Source organism: Arenimonas sp. (assembly GCF_036275555.1).
GTDB lineage: Bacteria > Pseudomonadota > Gammaproteobacteria > Xanthomonadales > Xanthomonadaceae > Arenimonas.
In genome coordinates this window covers 96070-122138 of record NZ_DASUDO010000005.1, presented here as the reverse complement: position 1 = coordinate 122138, position 26069 = coordinate 96070, and the positions used below count along the sequence as shown (strand labels likewise).

Sequence of the window (26069 nt, the reverse complement as noted above, 5' to 3'; positions counted from 1 at the left end):
GGCTATACTCGCGGCATTGCAAGGGCTTACGGCACATGTCGATCGAACTCGTCACCATCGTGGACTTCATCCGCTACGGCGCCAGCCGGTTCGGCGCCGCCGGCCTGACCTTCGGCCACGGGCATGACAACGCCCTGGACGAGGCCACCCAGCTGGTGCTGCACGCCCTGCACCTGCCGCCCGACCTTGGCCCGGCCTATGGCCAGGCCAAGCTGGTGGCGGAGGAGCGCGCGGCGGTGCTGGCGCTGTTCGAGCGCCGCATCCACGAGCGCATCCCGGCCTGCTACCTCACCGGCGAGGCCTGGTTCGCCGGCCTGAGCTTCAAGACCGATTCACGCGCCCTGGTGCCGCGCTCGCCGATCGCCGAACTGATCGAGGCCGGCTTCGAGCCCTGGCTGGGCGGCCGTGAGGTGAACCGCGTGCTCGACATGTGCACCGGCTCGGGCTGCATCGCCATCGCCACCGCGCACTACAACCCGCACTGGGCCGTGGACGGCGTCGACCTCAGCGACGATGCGCTGGCGCTGGCGCTCGAGAACAAGGTGCGGCTGCACGCCGACAACGTGCGCCTGATCCAGTCCGACCTGTTCAAGAACCTCGACGGCGAGGTCTACGACCTGATCGTCACCAACCCGCCTTACGTCACCCACGCCGAGACCGACGCGCTGCCGCCGGAGTATTCGCACGAGCCCGAGCTGGGCCTGCGCGCCGGTGACGACGGCCTCGACCTCGCGCTGGAGATCCTGCGCGACGCCCCGCGCCATCTGTCGGAAAACGGCCTGCTGATCTGCGAAGTGGGCGAGAGCGAGCGCGCCCTGGTCGAGCTGCTGCCCGAGCTGCCGCTGGCCTGGGTCGAGTTCAAGGTCGGGCAGATGGGCATCTTCGTCGCCGAGCGCGAGGACCTGGTCGCGCACCACGCGCGCATCAAGGTCCTGGCCGACGCCCGCCGGGCCTGACCGCCGCATGAGCGACAACAGTTTCGGCCGGCTGCTGCGCGTCACCACCTTCGGCGAGAGCCACGGGCCGGCCATCGGCTGCGTTATCGACGGCTGCCCGCCGGGCATCGCCATCGCGCCGGAAGACTTCCGCGCCGACCTCGACCGCCGCGCCACCGGCAAGTCGCGCCACACCTCGCAGCGGCACGAGGCCGACGAGGTCGAGATCCTCAGCGGCGTGTACGAGGGCGTCACCACCGGCACCCCGATCGGCCTGCTGGTGCGCAACACCGACGCGCGCAGCAAGGACTATTCGAAGATCGCCGAACAGTTCCGCCCCGGCCATGCCGACTACACCTACCTGCACAAGTACGGCCTGCGCGACCCGCGCGGCGGCGGCCGCAGTTCGGCGCGCGAGACCACGATGCGCGTGGCCGCGGCGGTGATCGCCAAGAAGTGGCTGTTGGATCGCCACGGCATCACCGTGCAGGCGCACGTGTCGCAGATCGCCGACCTGCGCCCGCGCGCCTTCGACGCGTCGGCCATCGAGGGCAATCCCTTCTTCTGGCCGGACGCCTCGCAGGTGGCCGAGCTCGAGGCCTTCATGGACGCGCTGCGCAAGTCCGGCGATTCGGTCGGCGCGCGCGTCGACGTCATCGCCCGCAACGTGCCGCCGGGCTGGGGCGAGCCGATCTACGGCAAGCTCGACGCCGAGATCGCCGCGGCCATGATGTCCATCAATGCGGTGAAGGGCGTCGAGATCGGCGCCGGCTTCGGCGCGGTGACGCAGAAGGGCACCGAGCACCGCGACCTGATGTCGCCCTCCGGCTTCGCCAGCAACCACGCCGGCGGCATCCTCGGCGGGATCAGCAGCGGCCAGGACATCACCTGCTCGGTCGCGTTCAAGCCCACCTCCAGCCTGCGCCTGCCGGGCGCCACGGTCGACACCACCGGCCAGCCGGTCGAGGTCATCACCACCGGCCGCCACGATCCCTGCGTCGGGCTGCGCGCCCCGCCCATCTGCGAAGCCATGCTGGCCCTCGTGCTGATGGACCAGGCCCTCCGCCACCGCGCCCAGTGCGGCGACGTGGGGCCCGTCGTGCCCGTGGTTCCGGGCGGTGGTGCGTGAGCACGGTTCGAACGCGGATCAAAGCGGAAACGTCGGACAAGAGCGGATCCAAGACGATGCTGGGTGCTCGAAAACCCATGCCTCGGTCGCGTCCCGGTCGCTGAGCGTTCGCGCTCGTGGCCCCTGCGTCGCCGAGGCCCACTTTGGTTTGCTGTATCCGCCCTTATCCGAATTTTCCGCTTTGATCCGCGTTCGAAACGCGAACCCCTGGAAGCACAAGAACCATGAGCAAGACCTATAACGTTGCGATCGTCGGCGCCACCGGTGCGGTGGGCGAGGCGATGCTGTCCATCCTGGCCGAGCGGCAGTTCCCGGTCGGCACCCTGCACCTGCTGGCCAGCGAGCGCTCGGCCGGCGAGAAGATCAAGTACGGCGCGCGCGAGATCGTCGTGCAGGACCTCGCCACCTTCGATCCGGCCGGCGTGCACATCGCGCTGTTCTCGGCCGGCGGCTCGGTGTCGAAGGAATTCGCGCCGAAGTTCGCCGCCGCCGGCGCGGTCGTCATCGACAACAGCTCGGCCTTCCGCCAGGACGACGACGTGCCGCTGGTGGTGGCCGAAGTGAACCCGGAAGCGATCGCGAACCGCCCGCGCGGCATCATCGCCAACCCCAACTGCTCGACCATGCAGATGCTGGTCGCGCTGGCGCCGATCCACCGCGCCGTCGGCATCGAGCGCATCAACGTCGCCACCTACCAGTCGGTGTCGGGCGCCGGCCGCAGCGCGATGGAGGAGCTGGGCCGCCAGACCGCCGCCATGCTCGGCTTCCAGACCCACGAGCCGAAGAAGTTCCCGGTGCAGATCGCCTTCAACCTGATCCCGCACATCGACGAGTTCATGGACAACGGCTACACCCGCGAGGAAATGAAGATGGTCTGGGAGACCCGGAAGATCCTCGGCGACGCCGCGATCCAGGTGAACCCGACCGCGGTGCGGGTGCCGGTGTTCTACGGCCACTCCGAGGCCGTGCACCTCGAGACCCGCACCAAGCTTTCGGCGGCCGACGCGCGCGCCCTGCTCGAGGCCGCCCCGGGCGTCGAGGTCGTGGACGACCGCGGGCCCGGCGGCTACCCGACGCCAGTGACCCACGCCGCGGGCAGCGACCCCGTGTACGTCGGCCGGATCCGCGAGGACCTGTCGCACCCGCGCGGCCTGGACCTGTGGATCGTCGCAGACAACATCCGCAAGGGCGCCGCCCTGAATGCGGTGCAGGTCGCGGAACTCGTGGTCAAAGCGACCGGCTGACCGGTATATTCACGCGGTGACACCGTCGGGGCCGCTGCAGGGGAGTGGTCGCGCCAGCCTTCCACGGGGAGATTTGAAGCGTGAATAAACGGCATCTGCAGCTACCGCTCGCCTTGGCACTGGCCCTGGGCGCGTCCAGCGCGCACGCGCTGGGCCTGGGCCCGATCCAGGTCAAGTCCGGCCTCAACGAGCCGCTGGTGGCCGAGATCCCTATCCTGTCGGCGGCGCCCGGCGAGCTCGACGAGCTCGAGGTTCGCCTGGCCTCGCCCGAGGCCTTCGCCCGCGTGGGCCTCGAGCGCCCGGTCGGGCTCACCGCCAACCTGCAGATGAGCGTCGGCCGCAATGCCGCCGGCCAGCCGGTGATCCTGGTCACCACCGCCTCGCGCTTCACCGAGCCCTTCCTGACCTTCCTGATCGAGGCCAACTGGGGCCGCGGCAGCGTGGTGCGCGAATACAGCGCCCTGGTCGATCCGCCCTACATCGCCCCGGCGGTCATCCGCCCGCTGGAGGCGCCGGTCGCCGCCGCGCCCGCGCCTTACGTCGCGCCGCCGCCGGCGCCGCTGCCCGAGCCGGTCGAAACCACCCCGGTCGCCGATCCCGAGCCGGTGCTGACCGTCACCGACATCCCGCCGGAAGCGCCCGCGCCCGCCGCCGAGCCGCTGCCGCCCGAACCCGCACCCAGCCCGGAGCCGGTGCTGCCGGAGCCGGAGCCCGAAGTCGCCGCCCAGCCGGCCGACCCCGCGCCGGCCCCGGTACCCGAGCCTGCCCCGGAACCCGCCCCTGAGCCGGTCGCCGCGGCGCCCACGCCGGCCCCGGTGGCACCGCCGCCGCCCGCCCCGGCGCCGGCCGCGGCCGACAGCTATGGCCCGGTCAGCGAAGGCCAGACCCTGTGGAGCATCGCCAACGCGGCGCGCCAGGACCGCGCGGTCACCATCAACCAGATGATGCTGGCGCTGCAGCGGGCCAACCCCGAAGCCTTCATCGACGACAACATCAACCAGCTCAAACGCGGCGCCGTGCTCCGCATCCCGGCGCGCGAAGAGGCCTTGCAGCTCGGGGCCGAGGAAGCCGCCGCGCTGGTGCGCGAGCAGGCCAGTGCCTGGCAGGCGCGTCGCCAGCCGGTGCCGCAGCCGGCCGAGTCGGTGGCCGAGGCGCCGTCGCGTCCCGCGCCGCGTCCCGGCGCCAGCGCGCCCGCCGACGGCCGCCTCGAAATCGTCCCGCCCTCGGGTGAAGAGCAGGCCGCCCGCGGCCTCCAGTCGGGCGCCAGCGGCGCCGGCACCGGCGCCGAGCTGCGCGCCGAGCTGACCCAGGCCCGCGAAGACCTCGCGGCCCGCCAGTCGGAAGTCGCCGAACTGCGCTCCCAGCTCACCGAACTCGACGAGCAACAGGCCGACAGCGAGCGCCTGGTCGAACTCCAGGACAGCCAGCTCAAGGCCCTGCAGGAGCGTCTGGGCCAGCCCGAGCCGGTGGCCCCGGCCCCCGCGCCGGAGCCCACGCCCGCCCCGGCCGCCGACACCGCCGCGGCCGAACCGGCCCCCGCGGCGCCGGCACCGACGCCCTGGTACCTGAATCCGCTGGTGCTGGCCGGCGCCGGCCTGGTCCTGCTCGGCGGCCTGGTGCTGGCCCTGCGCGGCCGCCGCAGCAAGGCGCCGCTGCCGGTGCCGTCGCGGCGCATCTCCGACGATGACGCGGTGCGCGCCAGCCTGCCGGGCGCTGCGCGCCCCGGCCCCGCCGCGGCCGAGCCGGAGCCTGCCGACGAAGCGGCGTCCGACGTCGTGGTGGACGAGAACCTGCAGCGCCTGCAGAAGGCCCTGCGCGAACGCCCCAACGACCTCGAGGCCCACATCGGCCTGCTGCGCTACCACTACTCGCGCGGTGAAGCCGCCGAGTACGAGCGCGCGGCGCAGGCCATGCGCATCCAGGTGCGCAGCACGCTCGACCCGCGCTGGCGCGAGGCCGTGGTGATGGGCGCCTCGCTGGCGCCGGGCAATGCGCTGTTCAGCCAGGCGGGGTGGAACACGCCGCGCTTCGGCGACACCGGCGTGATGGCCGCGACCGCGAAGCCCGCGTCCGCCGCGCCGCCGGCGCCCGCGTCCGCTGCCGACCTGGACGACCTGGGGTCGATCGCGCCGGCCGCGCCCGCGCCGGCCGCGCCCGTCGACGAAGACGAGGACTGGGCCCGCATCACCAGCGGCGGCGCCGGCGTCCGCCTCACGGCCCCCGAACCGACGCCCGCGCCGGAACCCGCGTTCGAGCCCGAGCCTGATTTCAGCGCCGAGCCCGACTTCACCGCCGAATTCGCGACCGACCCGGCCGCAGACGGCGACGACGACGGCAGCGCCACCAAGATCGAGCTGGCCAAGGCCTACCTCGACATCGGCGACGTCGAGGGTGCCAAGGGCATGCTCGAGGAAGTGCTGGCCGAGGCCGGTCCGGCCGGTCGCGCCGAGGCCGCCCGCCTGCTCAAGGACATCGGCTAACTGCGCTACGCACTGGGCATCGAGTACGACGGCAGCGGCTTCCAGGGATGGCAGCGGCTGTCGCACGGTGCCTCGGTGCAGGCCGAGGTGGAGAAGGCGTTGTCCTTCGTCGCCAACCATCCGCTCGACGTGGTCTGCGCGGGTCGCACCGACAGCGGCGTGCACGCGCGCTGCCAGGTGGTGCACCTGGATTCCGATTCCGGACGCACGCCGTTCGCGTTCCGGCAGGGGGCCAACAGCCGCTTGCCGGGCAGCATCGCGGTGCTGTGGTGCCAGGAAATGCCGCAGGACTTCCACGCCCGCTACTCGGCGCGCGCGCGGCGCTACCGCTACACGATCCTCAACCGGGGCATGCGCCCGGCCATGCAGCGCGAGTACCTCACCTGGGAGCGCCAGCCGCTCGATGCCGACGCGATGCACCGCGCGGCGCAGGCCCTGGTCGGCGAGCATGACTTCAGCGCCTTCCGCACCGTGCACTGCCAGGCGCCGCACCCGAACCGCAACGTGCACGCTATCCGGGTCTGGCGCGAGGACGACCGGGTGATCATGGAAGTGCAGGCCAATGCCTTCCTGCACCACATGGTGCGCAACTTCGTCGGCAGCTTGCTGCTGGTGGGCCGCGGCGAGCAGCCCGAGGCCTGGGTCGCCGAACTGCTGGCCGGCCGCGACCGCACGGTCGCCGGGCCCACCGCGCCCTCGAGCGGCCTCGTCTTCCTCGGCCCCCGCTATCCCGCCGAGTGGGGACTGCCCCCCGAAGTGACGCTTTGACCCGGACCCGCCCCCTGTAGGAGGGACTTCAGTCCCGAAGCTTCTTGCCCGAAAGCTTCGGGACTGAAGTCCCTCCCACAGCGGGCGTACACGGCGCACGCACGTGGCGGGCTTACAATGCCGGCATGAGGACGCGCATCAAATTCTGCGGCATGACCCGGCCCGGCGACGTGCGGCTGGCGGTCGAGCTGGGCGTGGATGCGCTGGGCTTCGTGTTCGCGGCCAACAGCCCGCGCCGGCTCGGGCTCGAGCAGCTCGAGGGCCTGCGCCAGGCGGTGCCGCCGCTGGTGGATGCGGTGGCGCTGTTCATGGACAACCCCGGCAGCGAAGTGGCCGCCGCCATCAAGATCCTTCGGCCCACGCTGCTGCAGTTCCACGGCAGCGAGGACGACGCGTTCTGCCGCGGTTTCGGCCTGCCTTTCATCAAGACCGTGCCGATGGGGCAGGGCGCCGACGATGCGGCGATGGCGCGGAAACGCTACCCTTCGGCCAGTGCCTTCCTGCTCGACGGCCACGGCCCCGGCCAGGCCGGCGGCCGCGGCGAGCGCTTCGACTGGACCACCATCCCGCCGCTGGGCAAGCCGGTCTTCCTGGCCGGCGGCCTGTCGGCCGCAAACGTGGCCCAGGCCATCCGCACCGCGCGGCCCTACGCCGTCGATGTGTCGAGCGGGATCGAGAGCGCGCCGGGCACCAAGGACGGCGACAAGATGCAGCAATTCGTAGACGAGGTTAGACGTGCAGACCGCAGCAGCCATGAATGACATCCCCCGGGCCGAAGACATCGCCGATTTCGGCGCCTGGCCCGACGCGGCCGGGCACTTCGGGCGCTACGGTGGCGTGTTCGTCTCCGAAACGCTGATCGGCCCGCTGCGCGAGCTCGAGGCGGCGTACGAGAAGTACCGCAAGGACCCGGAGTTCCTGGCCGAGCTGCGCCACGACTACCGCCACTACGTCGGCCGCCCCAGCCCCATCTACGAAGCGGCGCGGCTGAGCGCCCACGTCGGCGGAGCGCGCATCCTGCTCAAGCGCGAGGACCTCAACCACACCGGCGCGCACAAGATCAACAACACCATCGGCCAGGGCATGCTGGCCAAGCGCATGGGCAAGACCCGCATCATCGCCGAGACCGGCGCGGGCCAGCACGGCGTGGCCTCGGCCACGGTGGCGGCGCGCCTGGGCCTGGAATGCGTGGTGTACATGGGCGCCACCGACGTCGAGCGCCAGGCGCCGAACGTGTTCCGCATGAAGCTGCTGGGCGCCACCGTGGTGCCGGTGACCTCGGGCAGCAAGACGCTCAAGGACGCGCTCAACGAGGCGATGCGCGACTGGGTCACCAACGTGCACGACACCTTCTACATCATCGGCACCGTCGCCGGCCCGCACCCGTATCCCAAGCTCGTGCGCGACTTCAACGCGGTGGTGGGCCAGGAGTCGCGGGCGCAGATGCTCGAGGAATACGGCCGGCTGCCCGACGCGGTCACCGCCTGCGTCGGCGGCGGCAGCAACGCCATCGGCATGTTCCATGCGTTCCTCAACGACAAGGGCGTGGCCCTGGTCGGCGCCGAAGCCGCGGGCGACGGCGTCGAGACCGGCCGCCACTCGGCCTCCCTGGTCGCGGGCCGCCCGGGCGTGCTGCACGGCAACCGCACCTACGTGATCTGCGACGACGACGGCCAGATCACCGAGACGCACTCGATCTCCGCCGGCCTCGACTACCCCGGCGTCGGCCCCGAGCACGCCTTCCTCAAGGACAGCGGCCGCGCCACCTACGCCGGCATCACCGACGACGAGGCGATGGAAGCCTTCCACCTGCTGGCGCGCACCGAGGGCATCCTCGCGGCGCTCGAGTCCAGCCACGCCGTCGCCCAGGCGATGAAGATCGCGCGTGGCCTGCCGAAGGACGCGCTGGTCTTGTGCAACCTGTCCGGCCGCGGCGACAAGGACATCTTCACGATCGCCCGCCGCGAGGGCATTGCGCTTTGAGGGCCGACTGAGCGCGTTAGAAGAGCAGGAAATAGTGAATAGGAGATAGGAAATAGTGAAAGGCGGGCTCGCGTCGGCACCGCTCCCACTACCTCCTACCTCCTACCTCCTACCCACTATTTCCTGGCTCCTCATCTCTGCCTCATCTCCTCTCCCGCCCGTCTCTCCGTCCTCCCTTCTCCTGGACTCACCTCCGATGACCCGCATCAGCACCCAGTTCGCCCGTCTCAAGGCCGCCAAGCGCAAGGCGCTGGTGCCGTTCGTCACCGCCGGCGATCCCTCGCTGGAAGCGACCGTGCCGGTGATGCACGCGCTGGTCGCGGCCGGCGCCGACGTGATCGAGCTGGGCGTGCCGTTTTCGGATCCGATGGCCGACGGGCCGGTGATCCAGCGCAGCTCGGAGCGGGCGATCGAGCGCGGTGCGGGGCTGCGCTACATCCTGGCCGCGGTCGCCGAGTTCCGCGGCCGTGATGCCGACACGCCTGTCGTGCTGATGGGTTACCTGAACCCGGTCGAGATGTGGGGCGCCGAGCGCTTCGCGAAGGCCGCGGCCGACGCGGGCGTGGACGGCGTGCTGCTGGTCGACCTGCCGCCGGAAGAGGCCGGGCCGACCCGCGCCGCCTTCAACGCCGCCGGGCTCGACCTGATCTCGCTGGCCGCGCCCACCACCACGCCCGACCGCCTCGCGCGGCTGGCGACCGAGTCGCAGGGCTACCTGTACTACGTGTCCTTCGCCGGCGTCACCGGCGGCGGCCAGCTCGACACCGCGGCCGTGCTGGCCAAGGCCGGCGACCTGCGCCGGCAGGCGAACGTGCCGGTGCTGGTCGGTTTCGGCATCCGCGACGCCGCCTCGGCCGCGGCGCTGGCGCCGGCCGCCGACGGCATCGTGGTCGGCAGCGCGCTGGTGGATGCCCTGGCGGGCGCGGCCTCGCCCGGGGACGCCGCGAGCCGCGCGGGCGCCTTCCTGGCCCCGCTGCGTGCCGCCCTGGACGCCCACGCCTGAGCGCGGCCGGGCGGGGGCCTTCCGGCCGGGGCCATTCGGGCTAAACTTCCCGACCCGAACAAGACCGGTGGCTGAATGAGCTGGCTGACCAAACTGATGCCGTCCCGCATCCGCACCGAGGGCGGCGGCAAGCGCGCCGTGCCCGAGGGCCTGTGGGAGAAATGCGACCGCTGCGGCGCCGCCCTCTACGGCCCCGAGCTGGAAAAGAACCTGCGGGTCTGCCCCAAGTGCAGCCACCACATGGCCATCGGCGCCCGCGAGCGCCTGGTCGCGTTCCTGGACGACGACAGCGGCGAGGAGATCGGCGCCGCGCTCGGCCCGGTGGACGCGCTGCACTTCAAGGACCAGAAGAAGTACGCCGACCGCATCAAGGCCGCTCAGAAGGCCACGGGCGAGCGCGACGCGCTGGTCGCGGTGCAGGGCAAGCTCAAGGGCCACGACATCTGCGTGGCCGCGTTCGAGTTCAAGTACATGGGCGGCTCGATGGGCTCCGTGGTGGGCGAGAAGTTCACCCTCGCCGCCGAGCGCGCGCTGGCGATCGGCTGCCCGCTGGTGTGTTTCTCGGCCACCGGCGGCGCGCGCATGCAGGAGGGCCTGTTCTCGCTCATGCAGATGGCCAAGACCTCGGCGGCGCTGGGCCGCCTGCGCGCGGCGGGGCTGCCCTTCGTGTCGGTGCTCACGCACCCGACCACCGGCGGCGTGTCGGCCTCGCTGGGCATGCTGGGCGACATCAACGTCGGCGAGCCGCAGGCCCTGATAGGCTTCGCGGGCCCGCGCGTGATCGAGCAGACCGTGCGCGAGACGCTGCCCGAGGGCTTCCAGCGCTCGGAGTTCCTGGTCGAGCACGGCGCGGTGGACCTGATCATCGACCGCCGCCAGATGCGTGAAAAACTTTCCGCCTTGCTGGCGCTGATGATGCGCCAGCCGATGCCGGCGCCCGACGCGCCCGCCAACGGCAACGGCGCGGCCTGACCGGGATGGCGGACCGCAAGTATTTCGGCACCGACGGCATCCGCGGCCGGGTCGGCGAATGGCCGGTCTCGGCCGATTTCATGCTGCGCCTGGGCGCGGCCGCGGGCCGGGTGCTGGCGGCGCAGGGCCGCGACGGCGTCACCGTGGTGATCGGCAAGGACACGCGCATCTCCGGCTACATGTTCGAGGCGGCGCTGGAGGCCGGCCTGGTCGCCGCCGGTGCCGACGTGCGCCTGCTCGGACCGATGCCGACCCCGGCGGTGGCCTACCTGACGCGCTCGCTGCGCGCCGATGCCGGCATCGTCATCAGCGCCTCGCACAACCCGCACCACGACAACGGCATCAAGTTCTTCTCGGCCCAGGGCGAGAAGCTCGGCGACGCGCTCGAAGCCGCGATCGAGGCCGAGCTCGACAAGCCTTTCGCCACGGTTGGCTCGGCGTCGCTGGGCAAGGCCTCGCGCGTCACCGACGCGATGGCCCGCTACGCCGAATTCTGCAAGTCCACCGTGCCCGACGACTTCGTGCTCTCGGGCATGCGCGTGGTGCTCGACTGCGCCCACGGCGCCACCTACCAGGTCGCCCCGCGCGTGTTCTCCGAACTCGGCGCGGTGGTCGAGTGCATCGGCAACGCGCCCGACGGCCTGAACATCAACGACGGCGTTGGCTCCACCCACCCGGCGGCGCTGATGGCGCGGGTGCGCGAGACCGGCGCCGACCTGGGCATCGCCTTCGACGGCGACGGCGACCGCGTGCTGATGGTGGACGGGCAGGGCCAGCTGGTGGACGGCGACGGCCTGATCTGGTTGCTTGCGCGCGACTGGCACGCCAGCGGCCGCCTGCGCGGTCCGGTGGTCGGCACCCTGATGACGAATTACGCGATGGAGCGATCGCTGGGCGAGCAGGGCATTGGTTTCCTGCGCGCCCGGGTCGGCGACCGCTACGTGCACCAGGCCCTGGTCGAGCACGACGGCGTGCTCGGCGGCGAGGCCTCGGGCCACATCCTGTGCCTGGACCGCGCCAGCACCGGCGACGCCATCGTCAGCGCGCTGCAGGTGATCGAAGTGCTGCGCCGCCGCGGCAAGTCCCTGCAGCAGGCCCTGGCCGGCTACCAGCCGCTGCCGCAGCAGACCGTCAACGTCCGGGTCGCCCCGGGCGTGAAGCCGCTCGACAGCGCCGCCGTGCAGGCCGCGCGCGCCGAGGCCGAGGCCGCCCTGGCCGGCCGCGGCCGCCTGGTACTGCGCCCGTCCGGCACCGAGCCGGTGGTGCGCGTCACCGTCGAGGCCGACGACGACGGCCTGATGCGGCAGGTGCTCGAGCGCCTGGCCGAGGTCGTCCGCGCCGCCACTTGAGCCGCGTCAATGCCCGGCTCACGCCGCCGGGCCTAGAATCCACCCCACGCCACTTTCCGGAATCCCGACCGTGACCGCCAGCATCCCCACCCTCGACATCCAGCGCTTCGACACCGACCGCGACGCCTTCGTCGCCGAGCTCGGCGCCGCCTACCGGGAGTGGGGCTTCGCCGGCATCCGCAACCACGGCATCCCGCAGGCGCAGATCGACCGCGCCTACGAGGTGTTCCAGCGCTTCTTCGCGCTGCCCGAGGACGTCAAGAAGAAGTACCACGTGCCCGGCGGCGGCGGTGCCCGCGGCTATACGCCGTTCGGCATCGAGACCGCGAAGGGCGCCAAGCACTTCGACCTGAAGGAGTTCTGGCACGTGGGCCGCGAGATCGCGCGCGACTCGAAGTACGCCGACGTGATGCCGCCGAACCTGTGGCCGGCCGAGATCCCCGAGTTCAAGGAAGTGGCCTACGGCCTGTACACCGCGCTCGACCAGCTGGGTTCGCGCGTGCTCTCGGCGCTGGCCCTGCACATCAACCTGCCGGCCGACTTCTTCGCCGACAAGACCAATTTCGGCAACTCGATCCTGCGCCCGATCCACTACCCGCCGATCACCGCCGACGACATCCCGAACGTGCGCGCCGGCGCCCACGAGGACATCAACTTCATCACCCTGCTGGTCGGCGCCAGCGCCGCCGGCCTGGAAGTGCTGTCGCGCAAGGGCGAGTGGGTGCCGTTCACCGCCGACGCCGACACCATCGTCGTCAACATCGGCGACATGCTGCAGCGCCTGAGCAACCACGTGTACCCGTCCACCACCCACCGCGTGGTGAACCCGCCGGGCGAGGCCGCGCGCAAGCCGCGGTACTCCACCCCGTATTTCCTGCACCCGAACCCGGACTTCCTGATCAAGACCCTGCCGGGCTGCGTGGACGCCGGCAACCCGGATCGCTATCCGACGCCGATTACCGCGCACGAGTATTTGCTGGAGAGACTGCGCGAGATCAAACTGGTCTGAAGACCGGAAAAAGGGGGCAGAGCGGAAAAAGGGGTCAGAGTGAATATTCGTTTCAAACGAATATTCACTCTGACCCCTTTTTTTGGGAACTAGTTAAGAGGAACTAGGAACTAGTAGAAGCGGCGCGGTCCGGCCGCTCTTCTCTAGTTCCTGGTTCCTCTTCACTAGTTCCTTCTTCTTTTAGCGCGTTCCGATCTTCACTCCGCATCGCGGAAATCCTTCGAACGCGACGCAATCAGGGCGCTGGCGAGGCGGTCGGGGAGGTACTTCGACAGGGCCGCCAGGAGCTTGTTCGTGCGGCCGGTGATCACGCGCGGACGGCCGGCTTCGACGGCATCGACGGCGAGCTTGGCGACCTTGGCGCTGGTGAGCCAGATGCCCTTAGGAAGCTGGTTGACCTTCTCGCGCATGCCGTTGACGTCGTGGAATTCGGTGTAGGTCATGCCGGGGCAGACGGCGGTGACGTGCACGCCGTGTTTCTTCATTTCCAGGTCCAGTGACTCCGAGAAACGCACCAGCCACAGCTTGGTCGCGCCGTAGAGCGTGTGGCCGGCGGTGGCCGGGACCAGCCCGGCCAGCGAGGCGACGTTGAGGATGCGGCCGTGGCCCGCGGCTTCCATCGCCGGCAGGTAGCGGTGCGTGAGTTCGGCCACCGAGGTCATCAGCACCTGGATGAAGTCGGCGTGGGTCTTCCAGTCGGCCGACAGGTAGCGGCCGGGGACGCCGTAGCCGGCGTTGTTGACCAGGGTCGAGATGAACAGCCCGCGCGACGTCGTCTCTTCGAACAGGCGGGCCGGCGTGGCGGGGTCGGCCAGGTCGGCGGCGATCACCACGCAGTCCACCCTGGCCGATAGTTCCGCCGCCAGCGCCTGCAGGCGCTCGGCGCGGCGCGCGACCAGGACCAGGGGCACGCCGCGCGCGGCGTATTCGCGGGCGATGGCGGCGCCGATGCCGCTGGAGGCGCCGGTGACCAGGGCGTGGCCGCGAACCGGGGACTGCGTCATGTTTCGTGGACTCCGTGGCGGCCGGCTGGCCTGGTTTCGCGCCATTATCACCGGGACTGGCAGCTAATCGCGTCATCCGGCGCGGCTCGCCGGCGGAAGGGGGCGTTATGAATATCCGGCACTACCTCTCCGCGGCGCTCGCTGCCGCGGCGCTCGTCGCCGTCCCGATCAGCCCGGCCGCCCGCGCCGCCGACCTCGCGCTCACCCTCGGCGACGGCACCCAGCCGGTTGCCGACGCCGTCGCCAGCCTGCACGCCACCGCCCGCGAGGCGCCCGGCGCCTTCGCGGTGATGGACCAGCGCGACTCCGCCTTCGTGCCCGGCGTGCTGCCGGTGCAGGTGGGCACCGCGGTCAGTTTCCCGAACTCCGACCAGGTGCAGCACCAGGTCTATTCCTTCTCGACGCCCAAACCCTTCGAGCTGCCGCTGTACGCGGGCACCCCGCGGGCGCCGATCCTGTTCGACAAGCCCGGCGTGGTGGTGGTGGGCTGCAACATCCACGACTGGATGATCGGCTACATCGTGGTGCTCGACACCCCGCACTTCGGCAAGTCCGGCGCCGATGGCGCGCTCACGCTGTCGGCGCCGCCCGGCCGCTACACCCTGCGGGTCTGGCACGCGCGCCTGGCCGCGCCGGTCGAACGGCCGGTCGAACTGCGTGCCGGCGGCAATGGACTGGCGATCACCCTGGCCCTCGGCCCGCCGCCGCCCGACCGCCGCGGCAGCGACCGCCTGCGCGCCCTGCAGGATCGCCTGCGCAGTTTGCGCCAGGACGACTGATGCGCTGGCGCCTGCAATCGCGGATCGTCGCGCTGCTGATCCTGGTGGTGCTGGCGGCGCAGCTGGCCACCTTCGCGGTGGTGCACGTGGCCACTGGCCGCAGCGTCAGCACGCAGCTCGCGGACGAGCTGGCGGTGGCCGAACGCGTGTGGCAGCGCTTCTTCGACGCCCGCAGCCGCCAGCTGCTGGAATCGACCCTGGTGCTGGCGGATGACTTCGGCTTCAAGGCCGCGGTCGCCAGCGGCGATGCCGCCACGATGGCCTCGGCGCTCCGCAACCAGGCCGCGCGCATCGGCGCGGACGCGGCCGTGCTGCTCGGTCCGGACGGCGACTGGCGCGCCGGCCTCGAGGGCGCCGACGCCGCCGCTCAGGCCCGGGCGTTGGCGCCGCTGGTGGCGCAGGCGCGGGAGGAGGGCTTCGCGCTGTCGGTGGTGGATTTCGGCGACGGCCTGCAGGTGGTGGCGCTGCTGCCGGTGCTGGCGCCCGACCAGATCGGCTGGGTCGCGATCGGCTCCACCTTCGGCGATGCCTACGCCGGCGATTTCCGCGGCCTCACCGGCATCCACGCCAGTTTCGCGCGGGAAGAGGGCGGGGCGCTGGTGGTGCACGCCTCCAGCCTCGACCCGGCCGCGCGCGCCGCGCTCGCCGGCGTGGCGCCGGCCGCGCTGGCGCCGGACCGCCGCATCCGCCCGATGGACCTGGCCGGGGACCGCTACTTCGCCCTGTCCGAGCCGGTGTCCGGCGCGGATTCGGTGCGGGTGGTGCTGCAGGGTTCGTTGGACGAAGCGATGGCGCCGTACGCAACCCTGCAGGACCGCATCCTGCTGCTTTCTGGCCTCTCGGCGCTGATCGCCCTGGGCCTGGCGGGCGTGCTGGGGCGAGGCATCAGCCGGCCGGTGGTCCGCCTGGCCGAAGCGGCCCAGCGCATCCAGGCCGGCGACTACAGCCAGCCCATCGAAGCCCGCGGCAAGGACGAAATCGCCGGGCTGGCCAGCGCCCTGGGCCACATGCAGCAGGGCATCGCCGCGCGCGAGGAGCGCATCCTGCACCAGGCCAACCACGACGCCCTGACCGGCCTGCCCAATCGCGCCCGCGCCCGCGACCACCTGGAGCAGACCCTCGCCGCGCCGCGCCCCGACGGCCACGCCTGCGCGGTGCTGATGCTCGACCTCGACCGCTTCAAGGAAATCAACGACACCCTGGGCCACGGCTTCGGCGACCAGGTGCTGCAGGAAGTGGGCAAGCGCCTGCGCCTGGCCGTGCGCCCGGACGACCTGGTGGCGCGCCTGGGCGGCGACGAGTTCATGGTGATCATGGGCGAGGTCGAGCTCGGGCACGCCCCGCGCCGCGCCCGCGCCCTGCTGGCGCAGCTGCGCGAGCCGCTGGACCTGCCCAGCACCCGCATCAACCTCGACTGCAGCATCGGCCTGGTGCTCTCGCCCGACCACGGCGACGACGCCCAGACCCTGCTGCGCCGCGCCGACATCGCGCTCTACGACGCCAAGGAAACGCGCAGCGGCGTCGCCGTGTACCAGCCCGGGCGCGACGAGGTGCACCTGCGCCAGCTGGCGCTGATGGGCGACCTGCGGCAGTCGGTCGTGCGCCGCGAGCTGAGCCTGAAGTTCCAGCCCAAGGTCGACCTCGCCAGCCGCCGGGTGCGGCACGTCGAGGCACTGCTGCGCTGGCAACATCCGACCCTGGGCCAGGTGCCGCCGGACGAATTCATCCCGCTGGCAGAGCGCTCGGGCTTCGTGCACGAGCTCACGCGCTTCGTGCTCGAGGAGGCGCTGCGCCAGAACGCCGCCTGGCGCGCCGACGGCCTGGACCTCGGGGTCGCGATCAATCTTTCGGCCATGGACCTGATGGACGCCGACCTGCCGGAATTCATCCACGACTGCCAGCGCCGGCACAAGGTGCCGCCGGCGAAGATCATCCTCGAGGTCACTGAGGGCGCGCTGATGCGCGACGTGGACTACGCCGTGCGCATGCTGCACCGGTTGCGCGCGGGCGGCATCCGGCTGTCGATCGACGACTTCGGCACCGGCTATTCCTCGCTGGCGCAGCTCAAGCGCATGCCGGTGGACGAACTCAAGATCGACAAGAGCTTCGTGATGCAGATGACCGAGGGCAGCGACGACGCGGTGATCGTGCGCTCCACCATCGAGCTGGGCCACAACATGGGCCTGTCGGTGATCGCCGAGGGCGTGGAGAGCGACTCCAGCCTGGCGTTGCTGGCGAAGTACCGCTGCGACATGGTGCAGGGCTACCTGTTCAGCGCGCCGCTGGCGGGCGCCGAGCTGTACGCCTGGTGCCGGCGCTTCGACGCGGCCGAGGCTTGAGCCCGGGGCAGGGCTGTGGTGTGGTAGGCGCATGAACCGACTCGCCCTCGCGCTTCCCTTGCTGCTGCTGGCGGCCTGCGCCACCACGCCGCGCACCTCGCTGTACGAACAGTTCGGCGGCCAGGCCGGCGTGGAGGCCCTGGTCGAGGAGCTGCTGGTGCGCATCCTCGAGGACGAGCGCATCAACGCCGGCTTCGTCGAAACCGACCTGGTGAACCTCAACGACCGCCTGGTCGAGCAGCTTTGCGTCGAACTCGGCGGGCCCTGCATCTACACCGGCCGCAGCATGGCCGAATCGCATGCCGGGCTTGGCATCACCGAGGCCGACTTCAACGCCCTGGTGGAAGACCTGCAGGACGCGATGGACGCGCGCGGCATCCCGTTCCGCGCCCAGAACCAGCTGCTGCGGCGGCTGGCGCCGATGCACCGGGACATCGTCAGCCCCTAGCCGGGCGCGGTATCCTTGCGGCCTTTCCCGACGCAGGAAGCCCCGATGCGCCAGAGAATCGTTGCCGGCAACTGGAAGCTCCATGGCGACCGCGCCTTCGCCCGCGGCCTGGTGGACGCCCTGGCCGCGGCCCCGCGACCGGCCGGCGTGGACGTGGTGGTGATGCCGCCCGTGCCCTACCTGGGCGAACTGGCCGACCGCTACGCCGGCTCCGGCCTCGCCTTCGGCGCCCAGGACCTGGACGTGAACGACCAGGGCGCCTACACCGGCGAGACCGCCGGCCGGATGATCCGCGACGTCGGCGGCCGCTACGTCCTGGTCGGCCATTCCGAGCGCCGGCAGTACCACGAGGAAGACAGCGAGCGCGTGGCCGAGAAATTCCAGGCCGCCCGCCAGGCCGGCCTGGTGCCGGTGCTGTGCGTGGGCGAAACCCTGGGCCAGCGCGAGGCCGGCCATACCGAGTGGGCCCTGCAGCGCCAGCTGCAGCCGGTGCTGGACCTGGTCGGCATCGCCGGCTTCGAGGGCGCGGTGCTGGCTTACGAGCCGGTCTGGGCCATCGGCACCGGCCGGACCGCCAGCCCGGAGCAGGCCCAGGAGGTCCACGCCTTCCTCCGTGGCGAACTGCGTGCACTCGATGCTAGAATCGCCGGCTCGCTCCCGCTGCTGTACGGCGGCAGCGTCAAACCCGCCAACGCCGCCGAGCTGTTTTCCCAGCCCGATGTCGATGGCGGCCTGATCGGGGGCGCGTCCCTCGTGGCCCAGGATTTCCTGGCAATCGTCGCCGCGGCGGCGAGGTAACAGACCAAGACCATGCTGCTCACCATCGTCAGTGTCATCTACGTGCTGGTCGCGATCGCCATGATCGTGCTCATCCTCATGCAGCGCGGCTCGGGCGCGGCGGCCGGCTCCGGCTTCGGCGGCGGCGCCTCGGCCACGGTGTTCGGCGCGCGCGGTTCGGCGAACTTCCTCTCGACCGCGACCAAGTGGCTCGCCACCATCTTCATGGCGATGAGCCTGGGCATGGCCTGGAACGCCACCCGTACCATCGACGTCGCCCCGGTCGAAGACGACCTCGGCGTGATGTCGGAAGTGCCGGCCACCGGCGCGATCCCGTCGGCCGATGCGCCGGCGGGTGAAGTCCCCGTGATCCCGGCGGCGGACGTCCCGGCCGAAGTTCCCGCGGCCGATGCCGCGCCGGTGGAGGCCGCTCCGGCCGACGCCGCCCCGGTGGAAGAAAAGCCGGTCGAAAACGCCGAAAAAAGCAGCCAAGGCGGCTGATCGGCTGGTACAATCTCTCGCCTTCGCACCGGCCACGCCGGTTCGAGGCACACCTGCCCAGGTGGCGGAATTGGTAGACGCACTACCTTGAGGTGGTAGCGACGTAAGTCGTGGGGGTTCGAGTCCCCCCTTGGGCACCAATCTGATGGACGGGCTGCCGCCCGGCGAAGCTGGAGCGGCGGCGCGAACGCGCCCACGGGCGCATGGTGAGGAAGCGCGCGTGCTGGGCGAATATCTGCCGATCCTGCTTTTCCTTTTCGTCTCCACCGGCCTGGGCATCGTCCTGCTGGTGCTGGGCTGGGCCCTCGGCCCGAAGCGCCCCTCGAGCGAAAAACTCTCTCCGTACGAATGCGGCTTCGAGGCCTTCGAGGACGCGCGCATGCAGTTCGACGTGCGCTACTACCTCATCGCCATCCAGTTCATCATCTTCGACCTGGAAATCGCCTTCGTCTTCCCGTGGGCGGTGAACTTCCGCCAGCTGGGCATCGTCGGCCTCACCGAGATGGGCATCTTCATCGGCCTGCTGGTGCTGGGCTTCATCTACGTCTGGAAGAAGGGAGCGCTGGAATGGGAGTGACCTCCACCATCAAGCGCGTGATGAACAACCCCGAGCCGATCGGCTCGGTGGACGACATCCTGCGCCCGGAAGGCGACAACCCGCTGCTCGAGCGCGGCTTCGTCACCACCAATGTCGACACGCTGGTCAACTGGGCCCGCACCGGCTCGATGTGGCCGATGACCTTCGGCCTGGCCTGCTGCGCGGTCGAGATGATGCACGCCGGCGCCTCGCGCCTGGACCTCGACCGCTACGGCGTGATCTTCCGCCCGTCGCCGCGCCAGTCCGACGTGATGATCGTCGCGGGCACCCTGGTCAACAAGATGGCCCCGGCGCTGCGCAAGGTCTACGACCAGATGCCCGACCCGAAGTGGGTGATCTCCATGGGCAGCTGCGCCAACGGCGGCGGCTACTACCACTACTCGTACTCGGTGGTGCGCGGCTGCGACCGCGTGGTGCCGGTGGACATCTACGTGCCGGGCTGCCCGCCCACCGCCGAGGCGCTCGTGTACGGCATCCTGCAGCTGCAGAAGAAGATCCGCCGCACCAACACCATCGCCCGCTAAGGACCCAGCCGACGCCATGGTCGAAACCACCACGAGCTTCACCGAGCGCCTCAAGGCGCGCCTGCAGGACCGGCTGGTGTCGGTGCACGAGGCGCTGGGCGAGACCACCGTCGAAGTGACGCCGGATTCCTTCGCCGACGCCGCGCGCCTGCTGCGCGACGACCCGGAACTCTCGTTCGAGCAGCTCAGCGACCTCTGCGGCGTCGATTACCTCGGCTACGGCACCGACGAGTGGGACACCACCGACGTCACCGACGAGGGCTTCTCGCGCGGCATCGAGGGCAACGCCGGTCCTGGTCGCTTCAACTGGGAAGACCGCCCGCGCGGCAACGGTCCCGAGCGCCGCTTCGCGGTGGTGGTGCACCTGCTGTCGGTGCGCACCAACAAGCGCCTGCGCCTGCGCTGCTTCGCCGCCGACAACAGCCTGCCCGTGGTGCCGTCGCTGGTGGACGTTTATCCCGTGGCAAATTGGTTCGAGCGAGAGTGCTTCGACCTGTTCGGCATCGTCTTCGAAGGCCACCCGGACCTGCGCCGCATCCTCACCGACTACGGCTTCGTCGGCCACCCGTTCCGCAAGGACTTCCCGCTGACCGGCAACGTCGAGGTCCGCTACGACGCCGAGCGCCAGCGCGTGGTGTACGAGCCGGTCTCGATCGAGCCCCGCGTGGGCGTGCCGCGCGTCGTGCGCGAGGACTCGCGCTGGCAGCAGGCCGCCTCCGAGCGGCCGAGCAAGGACTGACCCGGCCATGACCCAGGAAATCCGCAACTACACCCTCAACTTCGGCCCCCAGCACCCGGCCGCGCACGGCGTGCTGCGCCTGGTGCTGGAGATGGACGGCGAGGTCGTGCAGCGCGCCGACCCGCACGTGGGCCTGCTGCACCGCGGCACCGAGAAGCTGGCCGAGTCCAAGCCGTTCAACCAGTCGATCGGCTACATGGATCGCCTCGACTACGTCTCGATGATGTGCAACGAGCACGCCTACGTGCGCGCCATCGAGAAGCTGCTGGGCGTCGAGGCGCCGATCCGCGCGCAGTACATCCGCACGATGTTCGACGAGATCACCCGCATCCTGAACCACCTGATGTGGATCGGCTCGAACGGCCTCGACCTCGGCGCGATGGCGGTGTTCCTTTATGCCTTCCGCGAGCGCGAAGAGCTGATGGATTGCTACGAGGCGGTCTCGGGCGCGCGCATGCACGCCACCTACTACCGCCCCGGCGGCGTCGCCCGCGACCTGCCGGACGCGATGCCCAAGTACCGCGAGTCGCCGTGGCGCAAGGGCGCCGAGCTCAAGCGCGTCAACGAATGGCGCGAGGGCTCGCTGCTCGATTTCCTCGACGCCTTCACCAAGGATTTCCCGAAGCGCGTCGACGAGTACGAGACCCTGCTCACCGACAACCGCATCTGGAAGCAGCGCACCGTCGGCATCGGCGTGGTGCCGGTGGACATGGCCCTGGCCTGGGGCATGACCGGCCCGATGCTGCGCGGCTCCGGCCTGGCCTGGGACCTGCGCAAGAAGCAGCCGTACGCCGCCTATGACCGTGTCGACTTCGACATCCCGGTCGGCGTGCAGGGCGACTGCTACGACCGCTACCTGGTGCGCGTCGAGGAAATGCGCCAGTCCAACCGCATCATCGCCCAGTGCGTGCAGTGGCTGCGCGCCAACCCGGGCCCGGTGATGGTGAAGAACTTCAAGGTCGCGCCGCCGTCGCGCGCGGAAATGAAGGACGACATGGAAGCGCTGATCCACCACTTCAAGCTCTTCACCGAGGGCTACAGCGTGCCGGCCGGCGAGGCCTATGCCGCGGTCGAGGCGCCCAAGGGCGAGTTCGGCGCGTACATCGTCTCCGACGGCGCCAACAAGCCCTTCCGCCTGAAGCTGCGCGCCCCCGGCTTCGCCCACCTCTCGTCCATGGACGCGATCGTGCGCGGCCACATGCTGCCCGACGTCGTGGCGATGATCGGTACCTACGACATCGTCTTCGGCGAAATCGACCGCTAAGGGTTACCTGACCGATGAAAGCAACCGGAAACTTCGCTGCCTGCCAGGACGTCGACCCGATGGTCGCGCTGTCCGACGGCACGCGCGCGCACATCGACCACTGGGTCGCCAAGTTCCCGCCCGACCGCAAGCGCTCCGCCGTCATCCAGGGCCTGATGGCCGCGCAGGAGCAGAACGGCGGCTGGCTGAGCGACGAGATCATCGCCGCCACCGCCAAGTACCTGGGCCTGCCGCCGGTGTGGGCCTACGAAGTGGCGACGTTCTATTCGATGTTCGACCTCGAGCCGGTCGGCCGGCACAAGGTCGCGATCTGCACCAACATCAGCTGCTGGCTCAACGGCGCCGAGGACATGGTCCGTCACTGCGAGCGCAAGCTCGGCATCAAGCACGGCGAGTCCACCCCCGACGGCCGCATCTTCCTGAAGATCGAGGAAGAGTGCGTGGCCGCCTGCGCCGCCGCGCCGGTCATGCTGATCGACGGGCATTACCACGAGAAGCTCACCACCGCCCAGGTGGATGCGCTTCTGGACGGACTGGAGTAAGTCGGGCCATGGCGCACCACTCCCACTATTCGGAAGGCTACGGCCCGGTCGGTCCGGCGCCGCAGGAGCACAACGTCGTCTACACGACGCTGCACTTCGACAAGCCCTGGTCGCACGAGAACTACCTCAAGACCGGCGGCTACGCCGCCTGGCGCAAGATCCTGAGCGAGAAGATGGATCCGGCGGCCGTGGTCGAGATGGTCAAGCAGTCGGGCCTGCGCGGCCGCGGCGGCGCGGGCTTCCCCACCGGCCTGAAGTGGAGCTTCATGCCGCGCAGCGCGCCCGGCCAGAAGTACATCCTGTGCAACTCGGACGAGTCCGAGCCGGGCACCTGCAAGGACCGCGACATCCTGCGCTACAACCCGCATTCGGTGATCGAGGGCATGGCCATCGCCTGCTACGCCACCGGCTGCACCGTGGGCTACAACTACCTGCGCGGCGAGTTCCACCACGAGCCCTTCGAGCACTTCGAGGAGGCGCTGAAGGAAGCCTACGCCCACGGCTGGCTCGGCAAGGACATCCTGGGCTCGGGCGTCGACGTGGACATCCACGCCGCGCTGGGCGCCGGCGCCTACATCTGCGGCGAAGAGACCGCGATGATGGAGTCGCTCGAGGGCAAGAAGGGCCAGCCGCGCTTCAAGCCGCCGTTCCCGGCCAACTACGGCCTGTTCGGCCGCCCGACCACCATCAACAACACCGAGACCTACGCCTCGGTGCCGGCCATCGTGCGCAACGGCGCCGAGTGGTTCCTGGGCCTGGGCAAGCCCAACAACGGCGGCCCGAAGATCTTCTCGGTCTCCGGCCACGTCAACAACCCGGGCAACTTCGAGATCCGGCTCGGCACCCCGTTCTCCGAGCTGCTGGCGATGGCCGGCGGCGTCAAGGGCGGCCGCAAGCTCAAGGCCGTGATCCCGGGCGGTTCGTCGATGCCGGTGCTGCCGGCCGACACCATGATGGCCTGCACCATGGACTACGACTCGATCCAGAAGGCCGGTTCGGGCCTCGGTTCGGGCGCGGTGGTGGTGATGGACGAGACCACCTGCATGGTGCGCGCCTGCCACCGCATCTCGCGCTTCTACTACGCCGAGTCCTGCGGCCAGTGCACGCCCTGCCGCGAGGGCACCGGCTGGATGTACCGCGTGCTGACCCGCATCGTCGAAGGCAAGGCCACGCTGGACGACCTGCACATGCTCAAGGGCGCGGCCGGCCAGATCGAAGGCCACACCATCTGCGCCTTCGGCGAAGCCGCGGCGTGGCCGGTGCAGGGCATGCTCCGCCACTTCTGGAGCGAGTTCGAGTACGCCATCGTCAACAAGCGTTTCTACGTGGATGACCTCGCCAAGGGCCAGGTCGCCGCCGCCACGGAGCAGGCCGCATGAGCGCCCAGCCGACCGCCCCGAACGCCGCGCCGGACGTGGTGAACATCGAGATCAACGGCGTCGCGATGACCGCGCCGAAGGGCTCGATGATCATCCAGGCCGCCGACAAGGCCGGCATCCCGGTGCCGCGCTTCTGCTACCACGAGAAGCTGCCGATCGCCGCCAACTGCCGCATGTGCCTGGTGGACGTCGAGAAGATGCCCAAGCCCGCGCCGGCCTGCGCCACGCCGGTGATGGAAGGCATGAAGGTCACCACCCAGACCAAGCGCGCGCTCGATGCGCAGCGCAACGTCATGGAGTTCCTGCTGATCAACCACCCGCTCGATTGCCCGATCTGCGACCAGGGCGGCGAGTGCGAGCTGCAGGACGTCTCGATGGGCTACGGCCGCTCGGTCTCGCGCTACGTCGACCGCAAGCGCGTGGTCGCCGACGAGGACCTGGGCCCGCTGGTCGCCACCGACATGACCCGCTGCATCCAGTGCACGCGCTGCGTCCGCTTCACGGCCGACGTCGCCGGCACCTTCGAGCTCGGCGGCATGAACCGCGGCGAGCACCTGCAGATCGGCACCTACGACGGCAAGCCGCTGATGACCGAACTCTCGGGCAACGTCATCGACGTCTGCCCGGTCGGCGCGCTCACCAACAAGGTCTTCCGCTACCGCGCCCGCGCCTGGGAGCTGGTCGCCCGCGAATCGCTGGGCTACCACGACGCGCTGGGTTCGAACCTCTACCTGCACGCCCGCCGCGGCGAAGTGCTGCGCACCGTGCCGCGCGACAACGAGGCCGTGAACGAGTGCTGGCTGTCGGACCGCGACCGCTATTCGCACCAGGGCCTGGGCGCCGCCGACCGCGTCACCCGCCCGCTGCTGCGCGAGGGCGACGCCTGGCGCGAAGCCTCGTGGGACGAGGCGCTGGCGCAGGCCGCCAAGCTGGTGAAGAACGCCGGCGAATCGCTGGGCGTGCTGGCGCATCCCGCCACTTCGAACGAGGAAGGCGCGCTGCTGGCCGCGCTGGCCAAGGGCATGGGCACCGGCCACGTCGACCATCGCCTGAAGGCGCTCGACTTCGCCGACGCCGCCTTCGCTGAAACCTTCGAACTGCCCGCCGCCGCCTTCGACACCGTCGACGCCGTGCTGCTGGTCGGCTGCAACCTGCGCCACGAACTGCCGCTGCTGCACCAGCGCCTGCACAAGGCCGGCAAGCGCGGCGCCAAGGTGTTCGCCATCAACCCGGTTGATTTCGAGACCACCTTTGCCGTCGCCGGCAAGCGTATCGTCGCGCCCTCGCAGCTGCCGGGCGCGCTTGCCGCGGTCGCGCAGGCGGCCGGGGCCTCGCTGCCCGCCGCCATCGCGGCGCAGGACCACGACGCCGCCAAGGCCATGGCCGAGGCGCTGGCCAAGGCCGGCGGCAACGCCGTGATCGTGCTGGGCGAGCTGGCCGAGAACCACGCCCAGGCCTCCTGGCTGCGCGCCGCCGCGCGCGCGCTGGCGACCGCCACGGGCGCGAAGCTCAACCGCATCCCGCAGGGCGCCAATGCCATCGGCCTGGCGCGCCACGGCGTGCGTCCGACGGGGCAGGGCAAGCACGCCGGCGCCATGCTGGCGCAGCCGCTGCCGGCCTACGTGCTGTACGGCATCGAGCCGCAGTACGACTTCGCGCACGGCGCGCAGGCGCTCAAGGCGCTGGCCTCGGCCCAGGTGCTCGCGTTCGCCGCCTACGCCAGCGACGAGCTGAAGAAACTCGCGCACGTCATCCTCCCGATCGGCCTGCTCCCCGAAATCGAAGCCACGCTCACCAACCTCGACGGCACCGACCAGGCGACCCAGGCCGGCGGCAAGCTGCCGGGCGAGGCGCGCGCCGGCTGGCGCGTGCTGCGCGCCTTCGGCGGCCAGCTGGGCTTGCCGGGCTTCGAATTCACCGACCTGCACGGCCTGCGCGCCGCGCTGGCGCCGCAGGCGCCGGGGCAGGGCAGCGGCCTGGCCGAAGCCGGCAAGGCCGACCCAGGCCTCGAGCGCATCGCCAGCACGCCGATCTACCGCGGCGACGCGGTGCTGCGTCGCGCCGCGGCGCTCAACGCGCACCCGCTGACCCACGGCGCCCGTATCGTGCTGCACCCGGAAGAGGCGCTGTCGCGCGGCCTGTCCGAGGGCGGCATGGCCAAGGTCGGCGACGGCATCGGCAGCGCGGCGCTGCCGGTGGCCATCAGCGCGCGCGTGGCCAAGGGCGCGGTGTGGATCGAGAACGGCTACGAGGCCACGGCACCGATGTCGCCGACCGCGCGCCTCGCGGTGGTGGGAGCCTGA

24 protein-coding genes and 1 tRNA gene are annotated in these 26069 nt (G+C 70.7%); 24 read left to right on the top strand and 1 reads right to left on the bottom strand.

The features are described from left to right. Positions 1-35: 35 nt before the first annotated feature. From prmB to VFV21_RS00760, 11 genes are all read left to right on the top strand, one after another. Entirely contained in the window at positions 36-956 is a 921-nt protein-coding gene (prmB, locus tag VFV21_RS00810) for a 50S ribosomal protein L3 N(5)-glutamine methyltransferase (protein ID WP_329667667.1), read from the top strand. Between the two features lie 7 nt (positions 957-963). Next, positions 964-2064 (top strand): chorismate synthase, encoded by a 1101-nt coding sequence (gene aroC / locus VFV21_RS00805; RefSeq protein WP_329667666.1) that lies wholly within the window; start codon positions 964-966, stop codon positions 2062-2064. A 224-nt stretch (positions 2065-2288) separates the two neighbouring features. Beyond that, positions 2289-3308: an aspartate-semialdehyde dehydrogenase gene (locus VFV21_RS00800; protein WP_329667665.1), complete on the top strand. Its 1020-nt coding sequence runs from the start codon at positions 2289-2291 to the stop codon at positions 3306-3308. An 80-nt stretch (positions 3309-3388) separates the two neighbouring features. Continuing rightward, a complete protein-coding gene (locus tag VFV21_RS00795) occupies positions 3389-5788 on the top strand; it encodes a FimV/HubP family polar landmark protein (RefSeq protein ID WP_329667664.1) in 2400 nt (799 codons plus the stop codon). After that, positions 5789-6556, top strand: a complete 768-nt coding sequence (truA, locus tag VFV21_RS00790) for a tRNA pseudouridine(38-40) synthase TruA (RefSeq protein ID WP_329667695.1) — start codon at positions 5789-5791, stop codon at positions 6554-6556. A gap of 125 nt (positions 6557-6681) precedes the next feature. After that, positions 6682-7317 (top strand): phosphoribosylanthranilate isomerase, encoded by a 636-nt coding sequence (locus tag VFV21_RS00785; RefSeq protein WP_329667663.1) that lies wholly within the window; start codon positions 6682-6684, stop codon positions 7315-7317. Then, positions 7310-8539, top strand: a complete 1230-nt coding sequence (trpB, locus tag VFV21_RS00780; protein ID WP_329667662.1) for a tryptophan synthase subunit beta — start codon at positions 7310-7312, stop codon at positions 8537-8539. Before VFV21_RS00785 ends, trpB begins: the two co-directional genes overlap by 8 nt. Before the next feature lie 196 nt (positions 8540-8735). Further along, positions 8736-9542, top strand: coding sequence for a tryptophan synthase subunit alpha (gene trpA / locus VFV21_RS00775; protein WP_329667661.1), 807 nt, complete (start codon positions 8736-8738; stop codon positions 9540-9542). A gap of 75 nt (positions 9543-9617) precedes the next feature. Beyond that, on the top strand, positions 9618-10514 hold the full coding sequence (gene accD, locus VFV21_RS00770) for an acetyl-CoA carboxylase, carboxyltransferase subunit beta (RefSeq protein WP_329667660.1): 897 nt from the start codon (positions 9618-9620) through the stop codon (positions 10512-10514). A gap of 5 nt (positions 10515-10519) precedes the next feature. Further along, positions 10520-11863 (top strand): phosphoglucosamine mutase, encoded by a 1344-nt coding sequence (glmM, locus tag VFV21_RS00765; RefSeq protein ID WP_329667659.1) that lies wholly within the window; start codon positions 10520-10522, stop codon positions 11861-11863. A 70-nt stretch (positions 11864-11933) separates the two neighbouring features. After that, positions 11934-12872: an isopenicillin N synthase family dioxygenase gene (locus VFV21_RS00760; protein WP_329667658.1), complete on the top strand. Its 939-nt coding sequence runs from the start codon at positions 11934-11936 to the stop codon at positions 12870-12872. 197 nt (positions 12873-13069) lie between these two features. Here VFV21_RS00760 and VFV21_RS00755 read toward each other — a convergent pair whose 3' ends face one another. Continuing rightward, positions 13070-13876 carry an SDR family oxidoreductase gene (locus VFV21_RS00755; protein WP_329667657.1) on the bottom strand — a complete coding sequence of 269 codons (807 nt, stop codon included), beginning with the start codon at positions 13874-13876 and terminating at the stop codon, positions 13070-13072. A 107-nt stretch (positions 13877-13983) separates the two neighbouring features. Here VFV21_RS00755 and VFV21_RS00750 point away from each other — a divergent pair, with 107 nt between their 5' ends. The 13 genes from VFV21_RS00750 to nuoG all read left to right on the top strand — a co-directional run bounded on the left by VFV21_RS00750 (position 13984) and on the right by nuoG (position 26069). After that, on the top strand, positions 13984-14655 hold the full coding sequence (locus tag VFV21_RS00750; RefSeq protein WP_329667656.1) for a methylamine utilization protein: 672 nt from the start codon (positions 13984-13986) through the stop codon (positions 14653-14655). Further along, positions 14652-16994 carry a putative bifunctional diguanylate cyclase/phosphodiesterase gene (locus VFV21_RS00745; RefSeq protein ID WP_329667694.1) on the top strand — a complete coding sequence of 781 codons (2343 nt, stop codon included), beginning with the start codon at positions 14652-14654 and terminating at the stop codon, positions 16992-16994. Before VFV21_RS00750 ends, VFV21_RS00745 begins: the two co-directional genes overlap by 4 nt. Before the next feature lie 31 nt (positions 16995-17025). After that, positions 17026-17442, top strand: coding sequence for a group 1 truncated hemoglobin (locus tag VFV21_RS00740; protein WP_329667655.1), 417 nt, complete (start codon positions 17026-17028; stop codon positions 17440-17442). 45 nt (positions 17443-17487) lie between these two features. Next, positions 17488-18240 carry a triose-phosphate isomerase gene (tpiA, locus tag VFV21_RS00735; protein ID WP_034209914.1) on the top strand — a complete coding sequence of 251 codons (753 nt, stop codon included), beginning with the start codon at positions 17488-17490 and terminating at the stop codon, positions 18238-18240. A gap of 12 nt (positions 18241-18252) precedes the next feature. Next, positions 18253-18720: a preprotein translocase subunit SecG gene (gene secG / locus VFV21_RS00730; protein ID WP_329667654.1), complete on the top strand. Its 468-nt coding sequence runs from the start codon at positions 18253-18255 to the stop codon at positions 18718-18720. A gap of 55 nt (positions 18721-18775) precedes the next feature. Then, a tRNA-Leu gene (locus VFV21_RS00725) sits at positions 18776-18860 on the top strand. Between the two features lie 80 nt (positions 18861-18940). Continuing rightward, entirely contained in the window at positions 18941-19297 is a 357-nt protein-coding gene (locus VFV21_RS00720) for an NADH-quinone oxidoreductase subunit A (RefSeq protein WP_290889533.1), read from the top strand. After that, entirely contained in the window at positions 19288-19842 is a 555-nt protein-coding gene (locus VFV21_RS00715) for a NuoB/complex I 20 kDa subunit family protein (protein WP_034209917.1), read from the top strand. Before VFV21_RS00720 ends, VFV21_RS00715 begins: the two co-directional genes overlap by 10 nt. Positions 19843-19858: 16 nt before the next feature. Continuing rightward, on the top strand, positions 19859-20581 hold the full coding sequence (locus tag VFV21_RS00710) for an NADH-quinone oxidoreductase subunit C (RefSeq protein ID WP_329667653.1): 723 nt from the start codon (positions 19859-19861) through the stop codon (positions 20579-20581). Between the two features lie 7 nt (positions 20582-20588). After that, a complete protein-coding gene (locus tag VFV21_RS00705; protein WP_329667652.1) occupies positions 20589-21845 on the top strand; it encodes an NADH-quinone oxidoreductase subunit D in 1257 nt (418 codons plus the stop codon). A gap of 14 nt (positions 21846-21859) precedes the next feature. Next, positions 21860-22387, top strand: coding sequence for an NADH-quinone oxidoreductase subunit NuoE (nuoE, locus tag VFV21_RS00700; protein WP_329667651.1), 528 nt, complete (start codon positions 21860-21862; stop codon positions 22385-22387). A gap of 8 nt (positions 22388-22395) precedes the next feature. Continuing rightward, positions 22396-23766 (top strand): NADH-quinone oxidoreductase subunit NuoF, encoded by a 1371-nt coding sequence (gene nuoF / locus VFV21_RS00695; protein WP_329667650.1) that lies wholly within the window; start codon positions 22396-22398, stop codon positions 23764-23766. Further along, positions 23763-26069 (top strand): NADH-quinone oxidoreductase subunit NuoG, encoded by a 2307-nt coding sequence (gene nuoG, locus VFV21_RS00690; protein ID WP_329667649.1) that lies wholly within the window; start codon positions 23763-23765, stop codon positions 26067-26069. Before nuoF ends, nuoG begins: the two co-directional genes overlap by 4 nt.

Excerpts from the sequence above, each read along its gene's own strand:
- prmB (WP_329667667.1), top strand. The coding sequence starts at position 36 with ATGTCGATCGAACTCGTCACCATCGTGGACTTCATCCGCTACGGCGCC.
- aroC (WP_329667666.1), top strand. The coding sequence starts at position 964 with ATGAGCGACAACAGTTTCGGCCGGCTGCTGCGCGTCACCACCTTCGGC.
- VFV21_RS00800 (WP_329667665.1), top strand. The coding sequence starts at position 2,289 with ATGAGCAAGACCTATAACGTTGCGATCGTCGGCGCCACCGGTGCGGTG.
- VFV21_RS00785 (WP_329667663.1), top strand. The coding sequence starts at position 6,682 with ATGAGGACGCGCATCAAATTCTGCGGCATGACCCGGCCCGGCGACGTG.
- trpB (WP_329667662.1), top strand. The coding sequence starts at position 7,310 with ATGAATGACATCCCCCGGGCCGAAGACATCGCCGATTTCGGCGCCTGG.
- trpA (WP_329667661.1), top strand. The coding sequence starts at position 8,736 with ATGACCCGCATCAGCACCCAGTTCGCCCGTCTCAAGGCCGCCAAGCGC.
- accD (WP_329667660.1), top strand. The coding sequence starts at position 9,618 with ATGAGCTGGCTGACCAAACTGATGCCGTCCCGCATCCGCACCGAGGGC.
- glmM (WP_329667659.1), top strand. The coding sequence starts at position 10,520 with ATGGCGGACCGCAAGTATTTCGGCACCGACGGCATCCGCGGCCGGGTC.
- VFV21_RS00755 (WP_329667657.1), bottom strand. The coding sequence starts at position 13,876 with ATGACGCAGTCCCCGGTTCGCGGCCACGCCCTGGTCACCGGCGCCTCC.
- VFV21_RS00750 (WP_329667656.1), top strand. The coding sequence starts at position 13,984 with ATGAATATCCGGCACTACCTCTCCGCGGCGCTCGCTGCCGCGGCGCTC.
- VFV21_RS00740 (WP_329667655.1), top strand. The coding sequence starts at position 17,026 with ATGAACCGACTCGCCCTCGCGCTTCCCTTGCTGCTGCTGGCGGCCTGC.
- tpiA (WP_034209914.1), top strand. The coding sequence starts at position 17,488 with ATGCGCCAGAGAATCGTTGCCGGCAACTGGAAGCTCCATGGCGACCGC.
- secG (WP_329667654.1), top strand. The coding sequence starts at position 18,253 with ATGCTGCTCACCATCGTCAGTGTCATCTACGTGCTGGTCGCGATCGCC.
- VFV21_RS00715 (WP_034209917.1), top strand. The coding sequence starts at position 19,288 with ATGGGAGTGACCTCCACCATCAAGCGCGTGATGAACAACCCCGAGCCG.
- VFV21_RS00710 (WP_329667653.1), top strand. The coding sequence starts at position 19,859 with ATGGTCGAAACCACCACGAGCTTCACCGAGCGCCTCAAGGCGCGCCTG.
- VFV21_RS00705 (WP_329667652.1), top strand. The coding sequence starts at position 20,589 with ATGACCCAGGAAATCCGCAACTACACCCTCAACTTCGGCCCCCAGCAC.
- nuoE (WP_329667651.1), top strand. The coding sequence starts at position 21,860 with ATGAAAGCAACCGGAAACTTCGCTGCCTGCCAGGACGTCGACCCGATG.
- nuoF (WP_329667650.1), top strand. The coding sequence starts at position 22,396 with ATGGCGCACCACTCCCACTATTCGGAAGGCTACGGCCCGGTCGGTCCG.
- nuoG (WP_329667649.1), top strand. The coding sequence starts at position 23,763 with ATGAGCGCCCAGCCGACCGCCCCGAACGCCGCGCCGGACGTGGTGAAC.